At 49.4% G+C, this 12,377-nt stretch carries 13 protein-coding genes; 9 read left to right on the forward strand and 4 right to left on the reverse strand.

Features of this window, described 5'->3' with window-relative positions:
- The first annotated feature begins 31 nt into the window (after positions 1 to 31).
- Complete coding sequence (locus B0475_RS13350) at positions 32 to 2,236, forward strand: DNA internalization-related competence protein ComEC/Rec2 (RefSeq protein WP_269799126.1); 2,205 nt, start codon at positions 32 to 34, stop codon at positions 2,234 to 2,236.
- Positions 2,237 to 2,270: 34 nt separating this feature from the next.
- On the opposite strand, the gene B0475_RS13355 is transcribed toward B0475_RS13350, so the two are convergent.
- Positions 2,271 to 3,392, reverse strand: a complete 1,122-nt coding sequence (locus B0475_RS13355; protein ID WP_077412378.1) for an OmpA family protein — start codon at positions 3,390 to 3,392, stop codon at positions 2,271 to 2,273.
- Between the two features lie 155 nt (positions 3,393 to 3,547).
- Here B0475_RS13355 and B0475_RS13360 point away from each other — a divergent pair, with 155 nt between their 5' ends.
- From B0475_RS13360 to B0475_RS13370, 3 genes are read left to right on the forward strand one after another with little or no spacing between them, the layout of a single operon-like run.
- A complete protein-coding gene (locus B0475_RS13360) occupies positions 3,548 to 5,050 on the forward strand; it encodes an ATP-binding response regulator (protein ID WP_077412379.1) in 1,503 nt (500 codons plus the stop codon).
- Positions 5,040 to 5,909, forward strand: coding sequence for a response regulator transcription factor (locus tag B0475_RS13365; protein ID WP_077412380.1), 870 nt, complete (start codon positions 5,040 to 5,042; stop codon positions 5,907 to 5,909). The genes B0475_RS13360 and B0475_RS13365 overlap by 11 nt, the downstream gene beginning before the upstream one ends.
- Positions 5,910 to 5,921: 12 nt before the next feature.
- The gene (locus tag B0475_RS13370; protein ID WP_077412381.1) at positions 5,922 to 6,065 is read left to right on the forward strand and encodes a DUF2256 domain-containing protein; all 144 of its coding nucleotides are present in this window, start codon (positions 5,922 to 5,924) and stop codon (positions 6,063 to 6,065) included.
- On the opposite strand, the gene B0475_RS13375 is transcribed toward B0475_RS13370, so the two are convergent.
- Together B0475_RS13375 and B0475_RS13380 are read right to left on the reverse strand one after the other, a co-directional pair.
- Positions 6,054 to 7,403 carry a DASH family cryptochrome gene (locus B0475_RS13375; RefSeq protein WP_198538291.1) on the reverse strand — a complete coding sequence of 450 codons (1,350 nt, stop codon included), beginning with the start codon at positions 7,401 to 7,403 and terminating at the stop codon, positions 6,054 to 6,056. The genes B0475_RS13370 and B0475_RS13375 overlap by 12 nt on opposite strands.
- Positions 7,404 to 7,432: 29 nt before the next feature.
- Positions 7,433 to 7,699: a TIGR03643 family protein gene (locus B0475_RS13380; RefSeq protein WP_077412383.1), complete on the reverse strand. Its 267-nt coding sequence runs from the start codon at positions 7,697 to 7,699 to the stop codon at positions 7,433 to 7,435.
- Positions 7,700 to 7,751: 52 nt separating this feature from the next.
- On the opposite strand from B0475_RS13380, the gene B0475_RS13385 reads away from it, so the two are divergent.
- The 3 genes from B0475_RS13385 to B0475_RS13395 all read left to right on the forward strand — a co-directional run bounded on the left by B0475_RS13385 (position 7,752) and on the right by B0475_RS13395 (position 10,214).
- Positions 7,752 to 9,242, forward strand: a complete 1,491-nt coding sequence (locus B0475_RS13385; RefSeq protein WP_077412384.1) for a cryptochrome/photolyase family protein — start codon at positions 7,752 to 7,754, stop codon at positions 9,240 to 9,242.
- Positions 9,243 to 9,358: 116 nt separating this feature from the next.
- Positions 9,359 to 9,709 carry a hypothetical protein gene (locus B0475_RS13390; protein ID WP_077412385.1) on the forward strand — a complete coding sequence of 117 codons (351 nt, stop codon included), beginning with the start codon at positions 9,359 to 9,361 and terminating at the stop codon, positions 9,707 to 9,709.
- A gap of 115 nt (positions 9,710 to 9,824) precedes the next feature.
- Positions 9,825 to 10,214: a hypothetical protein gene (locus B0475_RS13395; protein ID WP_077412386.1), complete on the forward strand. Its 390-nt coding sequence runs from the start codon at positions 9,825 to 9,827 to the stop codon at positions 10,212 to 10,214.
- A 38-nt stretch (positions 10,215 to 10,252) separates the two neighbouring features.
- Here the strand turns inward: B0475_RS13395 and B0475_RS13400 are convergent, their stop codons facing one another.
- Complete coding sequence (locus B0475_RS13400; RefSeq protein ID WP_077412387.1) at positions 10,253 to 10,774, reverse strand: cob(I)yrinic acid a,c-diamide adenosyltransferase; 522 nt, start codon at positions 10,772 to 10,774, stop codon at positions 10,253 to 10,255.
- Positions 10,775 to 10,864: 90 nt separating this feature from the next.
- On the opposite strand from B0475_RS13400, the gene gcvT reads away from it, so the two are divergent.
- Positions 10,865 to 11,935 carry a glycine cleavage system aminomethyltransferase GcvT gene (gene gcvT, locus B0475_RS13405; RefSeq protein ID WP_077412388.1) on the forward strand — a complete coding sequence of 357 codons (1,071 nt, stop codon included), beginning with the start codon at positions 10,865 to 10,867 and terminating at the stop codon, positions 11,933 to 11,935.
- 4 nt (positions 11,936 to 11,939) lie between these two features.
- The gene (gcvH, locus tag B0475_RS13410) at positions 11,940 to 12,332 is read left to right on the forward strand and encodes a glycine cleavage system protein GcvH (RefSeq protein WP_077412389.1); all 393 of its coding nucleotides are present in this window, start codon (positions 11,940 to 11,942) and stop codon (positions 12,330 to 12,332) included.
- Positions 12,333 to 12,377 lie beyond the last annotated feature (45 nt).

Raw genomic sequence — 12,377 nt, forward strand, 5'->3', positions numbered from 1 at the left:
GTTTCTGGCTGGTTGCAGCCAGATTTTGTGGTTGCCCGGGGTCAGCAAATGGGGCATTTTCTGCAGCATAACCGCGCTGTTATTATGTCGCTTGCGCGTTACCAGGCATGGGGTTTTTTCATCGCTGTTTTTCTTCCTGGCCGGTCTGAGTTGGGCAATGCTGCAAAGTCAGCTGCAGCTATCCCAACAATTGACGGAACCTGTGCAAACCAGCTTTCGCGTTGAACTCACCGATTTACCCAGAGTGAGTAGCCAGAAAATCACGTTTACCGCCTCAGATATTCAGACCAAACACCGATACCTGTTGAGTTATTATCAACAACACAACGAACCCATGCCGGTCTTCATCCCGGGGCTGATCTACCACCTTGAAGTGCGCCTTAAACCGCCACACGGGCTGGCCAACGGTACTGGTTTTGACCGCCAAAAGTGGTTATTCAGAAACCGCATCCATGCCCTGGGAACCATTCAGTCAGTACAGGCCACCGAAGACCGCAGCCACACTCCCATGGCCTATATCAATCAATGGCGCATGCAGCTGTCAACGGTCATCAAACAACACTTTAACGATCCTGAAGTCAATGCCTTATTACATGCGTTATCGATCGGTGATCAATCATACTTTAGCGCAGAAGACCGGAAAAAATACCTCAACACAGGGACGGCTCATCTGATTGCCATTTCCGGATTACACATTGGTATGGTGGCCATGATAGGCTGGTTCCTTGCCAGCGGATTGTTTCTTTTGAAACCAGTCACATTCATCAGCAAACCCACGCTGCAAGTCTGCCTGGGATTGATCGCAGCGGGGGTTTATGCCAGCCTGGCAGGTTTGTCTATTTCCACCCAGAGGGCATTGATCATGCTGGCCATCTGGGGGTGGTATCGATGGCGCAGACGCCCCGGCTTTGTCTGGGATGTTTTATGCAGCAGCCTGATGGCGGTATTGCTGATCGATCCATTGAATGTCCTGGATGCCGGATTCTGGTTGTCGTTTGGTGCGGTGGCTGTGCTGGTCCTCGCTTTTCGTGGACGACCAGTGAAGCGATCCAAATGGCATCAACTGGTCAGCATGCAATGGGTGCTTCTGGTGGGCATGTTGCCTTTAAGTGTGGTCATTTTTGGGAATGTGAAGCTATTGGCGCCATTGATCAATCTGATCGTGGTACCGGTCATGGGCTTTGTGTTGATCCCATTGATTTTGATGATGCTCATCATGGCCAGCGTGACACAGGCCGTTCCTGAGTGGTTATGCTGGCTGACAGAGACCACCAGCGACCACATTATTGGTCTGCTGGGGTCTGTTAATCAATGGAGTTGGATTCATATGGATTGGACCATCGGCCAACCCAGTCAGTACCTGTTATTGATTCTGGGATCTCTTTTATTGTTGCTTCCACAGGTGATGCCCCAACGGTATTGGGGATGGTTATTGTTGTTCCTGGCACTCTTGCCAACCGCACGGGACGACCTGCCTGTTGCATCGTTTCGGGTCACCCAATTTGATGTCGGACAAGGCTTATCAGTACTGCTGGAAACCAGGCAACATCGCATGCTTTACGACGTTGGCGCGAGTCATGACAGTGGTTTCAATATGGCCGATGCAGTGCTCATTCCATTTCTCAGGAAACAACAGATCACACACCTGGACCGGCTGGTCCTGTCACATCAGGACAACGATCATGCCGGTTCAGCAAGCCATTTGATCAGCCACATCACAGTGTCTGACGTGATGGGCAGCCATCTCCGGCATACACCATGTGTAAAGGGCGCCAACTGGGATTGGGATGGTGTGAAGTTTGAAGTGCTCAGCCCGGAAAACCTGTACCCATATCTGGGGAATAACAGTTCATGTGTCCTCAGGGTGAGCAATGCAAAGCACAGTTTATTACTCACGGGTGACATTGAGGAACCGGTTGAATACAGACTCAGCCAATGGTCGCCAGCACTGATCCGAAGCGACGTCATGCTGGTACCACATCATGGCAGTAAAACATCATCCTCAAAAGCTTTTCTGGATGCAGTCAACCCCAGTCTGGCAATCAACTCTGCAGGCCTTTATAACGCCTTCAATCATCCGGCTGAAACGGTCAGAGAACGTTATCAACAAAGCAACATCTCCTGGCTGGACAGTCAATCTTCAGGCCGGTTGGTTCTGCAATTCGGTGAGCAGATAACTGTCTGGGAATTCATACCCGAAAACCCCCGGATTTGGCGCACAAAAAAACCCGGCTGAGCCGGGCTTTTTTCGACATTTCAATTGGACTTGATCAGTCTTGAATAACCAGCTCAGTCCGGCGATTTTTTGCCCGTCCTTCAGCGGTGTCATTGGTGGCTATCGGGCTCAACTCGCCATAACCTTTCCAGGTCATGCGGTCAGCCGAAACACCTTTTTCAACCAGGTAGTTATAAACCACTTTAGCACGTCTTTCTGACAATGCCTGATTGTAGCTTTCAGAAGCAGATGAATCGGTGTGCCCGGCGACTTCAACCACCAAAGTACCATGTTCGCCCATGGTTTTCACCGCAGCATCCAGAATACTGATTGACTCAGGCTTCAATGTGGCTTTGTCCAGGTCAAAATAAACGCCCTGCAATTCAATCACCACCTGAACCTCACAACCATCGGCATCAACCACTGCTCCCGGACGAGAATCAGGACAACGATCCATCGAGTTTTTCACCCCATCATTGTCATCATCACCATCTACCTGGTGACAACCATACATATCTACAGCCATACCAGCGGGGGTATTGGGACAACGATCAGACTGATCACTGACACCATCACCATCAGAGTCAAGTTGCGGAGCAGGTTCAACGATAGGAGCTGCTGCCGGTGCTGCCTGAGCGGCTCCCAGTGCAATGCTCATACCCATGCTGAACAGATAATCGTCATAACTGCTGGCAGTACCGGTGTAATCATCGGTATCCAGACGGTATTTCACTTCGGTCAGAAAGCTGACCCGGTCAGTGACTTCTTTTCTCAATCCGGCACTGAGGTTAAGCATAAAATCAGATGAATCCACTGCCTGGGCATTGTTGCTGCCATTGTGATCAAGGTAGCCGGCCCCCAAACCAAGGAATGGCCGCAGACTGGAATCAGGACTGAAATGATAACGGGTCATCAGACCCAGGCCGATCTGGTCAACAGAACCACCACCGCCTTCCTGTGATACATTGACATGATCAATTTCAAAATCCAGGGTCCAGTTTTCATTGAGGAACTTACCCAAACCCAAACCCAGTCCAAAATCTGATTCCAGATTCTTATTGTTATCAAGGGCATTAAAAATGAGGTTGGTAGACAACATCCAGCGGTCATCATGATCATTCGCCAGCGCAGCGCCAGCAACACATGACAACGCCAATCCTAACAGCGTTTTCTTCATTGATTCTCTCCTAACGAGTGTATTTTGATCACAAATTATAGCACAGCCAACCAAAGCTCAAACCCCACGACAAACAAATTTACAAAAACAAAAGCCAATGTTTTTAACCTGATCTTCATCTCCATGATGCTTACCATAAATGCTATGATGCCCTCATGGCTGCAGAACCCTATATCCTGATCATTTCATGGCTGATTGTACTGATTCTGTTCATCTTGCTTTATCAACGGAATCGGCAACTGACGCGTTTGCGTCAACGCCTGGACGCGCAACAAAAACACCTCAGCGAAAGCCAGTCACGCCAAGCCAGGGCCGAAGCAGCCAATCAGGCAAAAAACCGCTATCTATCTGGCATTTCACACGAGTTGCGCACGCCATTGAATGTCATCATGGGTTATGCCCAGATTCTGGAACGGCAAACCCCGGTGACTGATGATAACCACCGCAACTTCCAGCTGATCAGACAAAATTGTCAGCACCTGACCCATCTGATCGAAGGTATACTGGAATTTTCAGCCATTGAATCAGGCAAACTCAGGGTGCAGTCTGACATCACAGAATTCAGACCCCTCCTCGATCATTTGATTGACATGTTCAGCCACCAGGCTCAGCAAAAAAACCTGGCTTTTGTCAGTGACCTGCCAGAACAACTGCCACAATACATCAAAACCGACAGTAAAAGATTGCAGCAAATCCTTACCAACCTGCTGTCCAATGCCATTAAATTCACCCCCGCAGGTCAGGTATCACTGACTGTCAGCTACCGCAATCAGGTGGCCACATTCATCATCCAGGACACCGGAATTGGCATCAAACCGGCTGACCTGCAACGAATCTTTCAACCTTTTGAGCGCATTGAGTCAGCCGACAACCAGGTACCCGGTACGGGCCTGGGTCTGACCATCACCCAATTGCTTGCTGAATTGCTGGGTGGTGAATTGAGCGTAACCAGCAATTGGCAAAAGGGCACCACTTTTACCCTGAAAATCATGTTGTCTGCACAAGACATGGTTAAACAGACAGAGCAGCAGGAACTGCATCCATCGGTGGTCAGCCAGCCTCATTCAATCTTACTGGTAGATGACATTGAAACACACCGCGAACTGGTTCGCCAATTACTGGCACCGTTGGGATTTCAGCTGCTTGAGGCAGGCAGTGCCGATCAAGCCAGGACACTGATTAAGCAGCAAACCATTGATTTGGCCTTGCTTGATGTTTCAATGCCGGGGATGGACGGCTGGCAACTGGCTCAATGGGTCAGGGATCAGGGACATGATTTTCCCATCATTATGTTGTCCGCCAATCCCAGAGACAACAGTCCGGCCCATCCAGGAAACCATCAGGCTTACCTGGCCAAACCTCTGCAGATCAATGCATTGCTTAATCAATTGAATCGTCTGCTTCATCTGGACTGGTCACAAAACCGTCAACCGGACAGCCAAATGAATCAGGACCAAAGCCCCATCGTCCTCAAATACAAAGACCGGGAAAAACTGCTCGAATTGTTGGACATTGGCCACATCAATGGCATCAAAGCCTGTGTGAATGAATTGGTCAATGATGGTAAGATCAGTCAACAAGAAGCCGACCGGCTCAAATCACCTTTGAACCGGCTGAATTTAACCCAATTTGCCCGCTTGATTGATCATGACCGCTGACCTCAATGCCACCATCCTGGTGGTCGATGACAACACCGACAGCCTGGGACTACTTAACCAGGCACTCAGTGATGCCGGATATACCGTCTTGATCGCCCAAAGCGGTCTCCAAGCCCTTTCGGTGATTCACAAAACCCAACCGGATCTGATTCTGCTCGATGCCATCATGCCGGAAATGGATGGCTTTGCTACTTGTCAGGCCATCCGCCATCTGAATGAGGAAGTACCGGTTATTTTTATGACTGGCCTGAGCGAAACAGAACACGTGGTTCAGGGGCTCAGTTCAGGTGCAGTGGATTACCTGGTCAAACCACTGAACCACACCGAGTTATTGGCCCGCATCAAAGTTCACCTCAGCAATGCCCGGATGGCCAGTCACACCAAAGCAGCTTTGGACTCAACCGGCCAACACCTGGCGGCCCTGGATTCAAAAGGACAGCTGAAATGGACCACCGAGAAAGCCAGAAACTACCTGGCTGAAATCAGCCATCAGCAGCGCACTGAACTGCTTGAATGGCTGTTGATCGCAGAGACCACCGATTTTTTTGAATGCCAACAGGATGACAACAGCCTGATCATCACATACCTGTCCCGACAGCCTGATGACTCACACTTGATAAAGTTTAAATCGCAAAGCCTCAAGCTGGCCAAACAAACCCTGAAAAACAAACTGAAGATCACCCGACGTGAATCTGATGTTTTATATTGGGTAGCACAAGGTAAAACGGATTGGGAAATCTCTCAAATCCTGCACATCAGCGAACGCACCGTCAATAAGCATTTGGAACAAATTTACCGCAAACTGGAAGTCAGCAATCGCACAGCAGCGTCTGGCAAGGCCATTACAGCACTGCAATAACCAACCGATGGCATGGCACATAAAAAACCCAACTTACCCCACAAAACCTGCCCGGTTTGTGGCTTGCCATTTGTTTGGCGCAAAAAGTGGCGCAATTGTTGGGACCAGGTCATCTACTGCAGTGAGCGCTGTCGGCGCAAAAGGTCAGTCAACTGATCGTAAATCCTGCCAGGAAATACACCTGGCCTTTTCTGAATCAGCCCAAGCCTCAGCAAACAAGCCTTGTGGGTCATGTTGCTCCTGTTGTTTCAGAATATTGAAATGCCGGCCTCCCCTGGGATCGGCCCCAACCCCTGCGATGTACTGCCAGTTTCCCCAATTGGAACCCACATCATAATCGATGAGGTGCTGCTCGAAATAAGCCGCTCCCCAGCGCCAGTCAACCTGCCGTTCATTAATCAACTCACTGGCCACCAGTTGACGGCCCCGGTTACTCATGTAACCCGTTTGATTCAATTGTCCCATACAGGCATCAATCAATGGGTTGCCAGTCTGTCCCTGGCACCATGCCTGAAAGCGCTCAAGAGTCAAACCATCAACCAATGAAACCTGGGGTTTGCCTTTGACACCACCCGGCCAAAACAAACGGGCGCCATGAAGGTAGCCGGACCAATAAAAGTATTCCCGCCACAACAACTCAAAGTAAATCCAGTAGGTAGATTCATTGGCCCCATGCTGCATTTCATACTGTTTGAGGCGCTCATGTATCTGGCCTGGTGAAAGACTGCCCAAAGCCAACCAAGGAGAGAACTTGGTTGAATTGGCCCAACCATCCAGGGCATTACGAACGGTCTTGTAATTGCTCGGAGCCGCGCTGGAAAAATAACGCGCCAGGTGTTGTTCACCAGCCACGGTGCCACCGATGAATCCATTGTCTGCTTGCCCACTGTCAACCAATGCCAGCCAGCTCATCAACCGTTCTTCTGTATGATCTTTGCTGCTCAACTCAAGGCGATTCACTGCCACCAGGGGTGGTGCTGGTGAGGGTTGTAAATCAGCGGCTTCGATGCGTTTGCGAAAAGGCGTGAATGAAGGTGACAAACCGCTCAGCTCAAAGGGCAACTGGTCCAAGTGAAATAAACTTCGGGTGTGACCGCTGATCAACGAAGTATCAGGCAACTTGTGCCGCAGGTGCTGCCATTGTTTTTGTTCATAATTGCCAGCAGTCATGCTGCGGTAAACGGCCTTGAAATCATGAGCGTTTACCAACTTTGAAATCAGCTGTGTGGTGTGGCCGATCCTGATGTCCAAGCGCAGACCCCGCGTCTTCAGTTGCCGGGACAAATCCTGCAATGTTTCCATTAAAAATCTGAAACGTTCCCTGCCCATGCCTGATTGCAGGGTCCACATGGGGTCGAACTGCCAGGGCTGCAACACATAAACACAGGCCAGAGCCTGACATTCGGCGGTGGCGAGTGACAACAAATGGTGGTCATCCACCCGCAAATCATCAGTGAATAAAAACAAGCCCCTGCTGTATTTTTTCGGTTTCACCTGTTGTTCACCCATTACTTTTTAACATGTCATTTGTGTTTGTATTGCGTGGGACAATAAGCACGCATGACACCCTCTGGCCTGAGTTCCTGATGCTTGGTGGAACGGCCAGATACCCGCTGTCGCCAGGCTTTGAATGACCCCCGGGATAAATGGCTGCGCATCAGACAGATAACGTCCTGCTCATTTAAACCATATTGAACTTGAATGGCTTCGAATGGAGTGCGATCCTCCCAGGCCATTTCAATGATTCTGGAAACTTCAGCAGCAGCGCTGGGCAGGGTATTGGAAGTCATATACACACATCAGTCAAAACCGCCACAATAATAAAACCACAGTGAAAATCCAATGAAAACCGCAACCCTGATTTTTCCCCATCAACTGTTCGACAACCACCCCGCCATTCATCAGTGCAATGTCTACCTGATTGAAGTGGACCTGTTTTTTACACAATTCGCTTTTCACCAACAAAAACTGGCTTTTCACCGGGCCAGCATGAAGGCTTATGCAGACCTCATCAAAGACCGGGTCAATACGCTGACTTATGTGAATGCCATTGATCGCAACTCCGAAGTGGCTGTGTTACTGGAGGAGCTGGCTGGTAAAGGCTACCAATCAATCGCCTGTGTGGATGTCGTGGATGATTGGCTTCATCGCCAGATCGACCGCTCTTGCAAATCACATAACCTACAATTGAAATGGTTTCCCAGTGACGCCTTCTTGACAGACACCGATGCCCTGTTGGGCTATTTTGAGGGGAAGCAATCTTTTTTCCATCAAAATTTTTATCAACGACAACGCAAACAATTACAGATTCTGTTGGATGATGACGGTAAACCAACTGGGGGTAAGTGGAGCTATGATGAAGATAACCGCAAGAAATATCCCAAAAATAAAACCCCTCCGGTCTGCCCCCAGGCTGATACCCTTGACCATCACAAAGAGGCTGCTGATTATGTCAGGGCCCATTTTTCCAGCCACTTGGGTCAACTGAGCGATCCTGCTGAGGAAGGTCCTGTCCTGCGGTATCCGGTCACTCATGAACAGGCCAGCCAATGGCTGACTGAATTTTTTAGTGAACGATTCGCTGAATTTGGCGATTACGAGGATGCCATGGTCAGTGAACAACTGGTGCTTAACCACAGTGTGCTCACACCGATGCTGAACACCGGATTACTGACCCCCGACGAAGTCATTACACAGGCCATGCATCATGCCCGGACACATGACATACCCATCAATTCACTGGAAGGGTTTATCAGGCAGATCATCGGTTGGCGGGAATTCATCAGGGGCTTGTATCTACATGTCGGAAGACAACAGCGCACCAGAAACTTCTGGGCATTCAAACGATCAATACCCGACTCTTTTTATACCGGTGAAACTGGCATAGCACCGCTGGATCAAACCATCCGGAAAGTACTCGACACCGGCTATTGTCACCACATTGAACGATTGATGGTACTGGGAAATTTCATGTTGTTGTGTGAGTTTGATCCTGACCAGGTGTATCAATGGTTCATGGAACTATTCATTGATGCGTATGATTGGGTCATGGTACCCAATGTTTATGGCATGAGCCAGTTTGCTGATGGTGGTTTGATGGCCACCAAGCCCTACATCAGCAGCAGCAACTATCTGCTGAAAATGAGCGATTTCAAAAGAGGTGACTGGCAAGCAACCTGGGATGGTCTGTTTTGGCGATTCATGCATCATCAACGTGATTTTTTTGCCTCGAACCCCAGGCTGGGTATGTTGTTGAGGACCTGGGACCGGATGGATGAAGACAAACAACGCAATCACCTGAACAACGCCGAACAGTTCCTGCAGTCACTTTGAAATGAATACGAGCAATATGTTCATATAGGCGCATATTAAATCACGCTCATTTCACAATCAATGGTTCAATATGATGGTGTGTGTGGTGGTGTTTTAATTAACTTGTGGAGCAGATCATGACATCCATCATTGACACCATTTGGCAGACCATTTCTTACCTGCCATTGCGTGAACCATTGAAAGGGCAAATAATCAAGCTTGTGCATTGGCCTGATTTCAGTCACGGACAACCGCTCCGTGAATACATCGTGCTGGCAGACTTATTGAGTGGCCAGCCCATGACCCCACAACAACTTAAAAAACTCAGTGGTTACGATGAGCACCTGATCAACTCATTCCTCAATGCCGCCCATCTAATGAGTTTACTGGACGTCAGTGACAGCACCCGACCCAAGCAGCAACAATCCAGCAAAGCCCGGTCCAACAACCCGTTCAAGTTGTTATCAGGCTTGTTAAGCAGGATCTGATCCAATTAATTGAGCCCTGGAGTCGAGCTGAAATACTGCTCTTGATCGGCAGATGGTTTTGACAAAGCAGGTTCGGTGCGCCTAACATGAGAGACATCCAACGAATGTAATTCAAATGAACAACATCCGCACCATTTTACAACTCAATGCCCTGAACTGTTTGTTGTTCGGCGCCTTATTCGTCTTCCTGCCGGCGCAGGTCAGTCAGTTTCTCAGCAGCAGCCATCCCATGCCTGAACTGGTAATGGCCATACTGGGTGTGGTGTTGAATCTGTTCGGTTTACTGCTGTTGTGGTTGGCGAAAAAGCCGCACATCAACAAAGGCTGGGTGTTGATGGTCGCTGTGGCTGATTTCAGTTGGGTTCTGTTCACCGTTGTTCTGTTACTTTTGCAGGTCTGGGTGACCACAGTCAATGGCATGACCGCGGCCGGATTGATCGCCATCCTGGTGGGGTGGTTTGGTTGGCTGGAGTGGCAATATCACCAGAGCCCATCCAAATCTTAAATCATCCAGCACCTGATCATTGCCGTGAAACTGCGAGGTTACTCACTTTGCCAAAACACTTCCTGACCACCATTGAGAACCCGCGCCAACACAAACAGATAATCGGACAATCGATTGAGGTATTGCATGACCTCTGCTTCAATGTCATGACCAGCTGCGGCCTGCCAGGCCTTGCGCTCAGCCCGGCGACAGATGCTGCGAGATAAGTGGGCCGAACTACCGGCCTGATTACCCGCGGGAAGGATGAATTGTTTCAGAGGTGTCAGTTGATCCTGCCAGTCATCGATCCAGTCTTCCAATTGTTTGATGTCTGCTGCTTTCATGTTGTTCTCTTTGTATTGTGCCACTTGTGCACCCAGATCGAATAATTGATGCTGAATTCTGGACAATTGTTGATCGACTTTGGAGTCGGCACTGAGGGCCCGGATCATACCCAATTGGGCATTTAATTCATCAACGTCACCAAGGACATCGAACAACAGGTCAGCTTTGGTCAATCGCTGGCCGTTCACCAGGCCGCTTTCGCCCTGGTCTCCGCTGCGGGTATATATTCTGGTCATAAGGTATCAGTTTCCTAAAACTTTGGTTGAAGTGAGTGAGTTCTTTAGAGTATAGTTCAGCAGATTTTTTTGCAAATAAAATTTGATCGTATGAAGCAAACCGTACTCAATGCCGCGCACCGCAAAGCCGGTGCAAAAATGGTCGATTTTGGCGGCTGGGAAATGCCCATTAATTATGGCTCCCAGATTGAAGAACACCATGCGGTCAGACAAGCCGTTGGGATGTTTGATGTGTCACACATGACGGTGGTGGATGTGTCCGGTCCGGAAGCCCTGACATATTTGTATCAACTGCTGGCCAACGACATCACCAAACTGAAGACTGGCCAGGCGTTATACAGCACCATGCTGAATGAGTCCGGTGGGGTCATTGATGACCTGATCACCTACAAAGTCTCGGAAACTGATTACCGGGTGGTGGTGAACGCCGCTACACGGGAAAAAGACCTGGCATGGATGACGGCACAAACTGATTCTTACGACGTCGACCTGACTGAGCAAGCCGATACCGCCATGATCGCGGTACAAGGACCGAAAGCCCTTGAGACCCTGCAGCCTCTGATTGAACTGGACCTCAGCAACACCCCCCGCTTTTATGCCACCTGGAATGAAGAACTGTTCATTGGCAGAACCGGATATACCGGAGAAGACGGGGTGGAAATCATGCTGCCTGCAGAACAGGCAGAAGCCTTATGGGACCAACTGATTGCTGCCGGCGTTCAACCCTGTGGCCTGGGTGCCAGAGACACCCTGCGACTGGAAGCTGGTATGCACTTGTATGGACAGGACATGGATGAAAACATCACCCCGCTGGAATGTGGGTTGGGCTGGACATTACGCAAAGAAAACCCCACTTTCAATGGTGCTGACGCGCTGGCTCAACTGCGTGAACAAGGCATCAACAAAAAATTAATTGGATTGGTGCTGGAAGGACGCGGCGTGTTGCGTCACAATCAGACACTGATCGATGGTGCCGGTCATCAAGGCATCATCACCAGTGGCGGTTACTCACCGTCCACTGAAAAAGCCATTGCCATGGCAGTTGTGGACAAAGGCATGGACCCTGCAACCTTACAGGTTCAGATCCGTAACAAAACCTTGCCTTGTCGCGTCGTGAAACTACCATTTGTCAGAAATGGCAAATCATTGATTGAGGAATAAACCGATGAGTTACGTACCTGATAATTTAAAATACACCGCCAGTCATGAGTGGCTGGAAGACCTGGGCAACGGCGTTTACCGCGTTGGCATCACCGAGTTCGCCCAATCACAACTGGGTGACATCGTGTTTGTTGAATTGCCAGAATTGGATGAGTCATATGCTCAGGAAGACGAATGTGGTGTCGTAGAATCAGTGAAAACTGCATCAGACATTTACTGTCCCCTGGTAGGCACCGTTACTGCGATCAATGATGCCCTGGAAGACACCCCTGAACTGATCAATGATTCGCCATTTGATGACGGCTGGATCTTTGAATTGAAACTGGATGAAGAGGCTGATACCGGCTCATTGCTCAGCGCCGAAGATTATCGTGCCTCGATAGCCGACGAAGACTGAAACATTCACATTTTTTGCATATCCAATCGGTTAAAAAGTGGTTTG

The organism is Marinicella sediminis, assembly GCF_002000055.1.
Lineage (GTDB): Bacteria > Pseudomonadota > Gammaproteobacteria > Xanthomonadales > Marinicellaceae > Marinicella > Marinicella sediminis.

What these genes read in the sequence shown, in the direction of transcription:
- B0475_RS13355 (WP_077412378.1), bottom strand. Translation starts at nt 3,392, where the DNA reads ATGAAGAAAACGCTGTTAGGATTGGCGTTGTCATGTGTTGCTGGCGCT.
- B0475_RS13360 (WP_077412379.1), top strand. Translation starts at nt 3,548, where the DNA reads ATGGCTGCAGAACCCTATATCCTGATCATTTCATGGCTGATTGTACTG.
- B0475_RS13365 (WP_077412380.1), top strand. Translation starts at nt 5,040, where the DNA reads ATGACCGCTGACCTCAATGCCACCATCCTGGTGGTCGATGACAACACC.
- B0475_RS13370 (WP_077412381.1), top strand. Translation starts at nt 5,922, where the DNA reads ATGGCACATAAAAAACCCAACTTACCCCACAAAACCTGCCCGGTTTGT.
- B0475_RS13380 (WP_077412383.1), bottom strand. Translation starts at nt 7,699, where the DNA reads ATGACTTCCAATACCCTGCCCAGCGCTGCTGCTGAAGTTTCCAGAATC.
- B0475_RS13385 (WP_077412384.1), top strand. Translation starts at nt 7,752, where the DNA reads ATGAAAACCGCAACCCTGATTTTTCCCCATCAACTGTTCGACAACCAC.
- B0475_RS13390 (WP_077412385.1), top strand. Translation starts at nt 9,359, where the DNA reads ATGACATCCATCATTGACACCATTTGGCAGACCATTTCTTACCTGCCA.
- B0475_RS13395 (WP_077412386.1), top strand. Translation starts at nt 9,825, where the DNA reads ATGAACAACATCCGCACCATTTTACAACTCAATGCCCTGAACTGTTTG.
- B0475_RS13400 (WP_077412387.1), bottom strand. Translation starts at nt 10,774, where the DNA reads ATGACCAGAATATATACCCGCAGCGGAGACCAGGGCGAAAGCGGCCTG.
- gcvT (WP_077412388.1), top strand. Translation starts at nt 10,865, where the DNA reads ATGAAGCAAACCGTACTCAATGCCGCGCACCGCAAAGCCGGTGCAAAA.
- gcvH (WP_077412389.1), top strand. Translation starts at nt 11,940, where the DNA reads ATGAGTTACGTACCTGATAATTTAAAATACACCGCCAGTCATGAGTGG.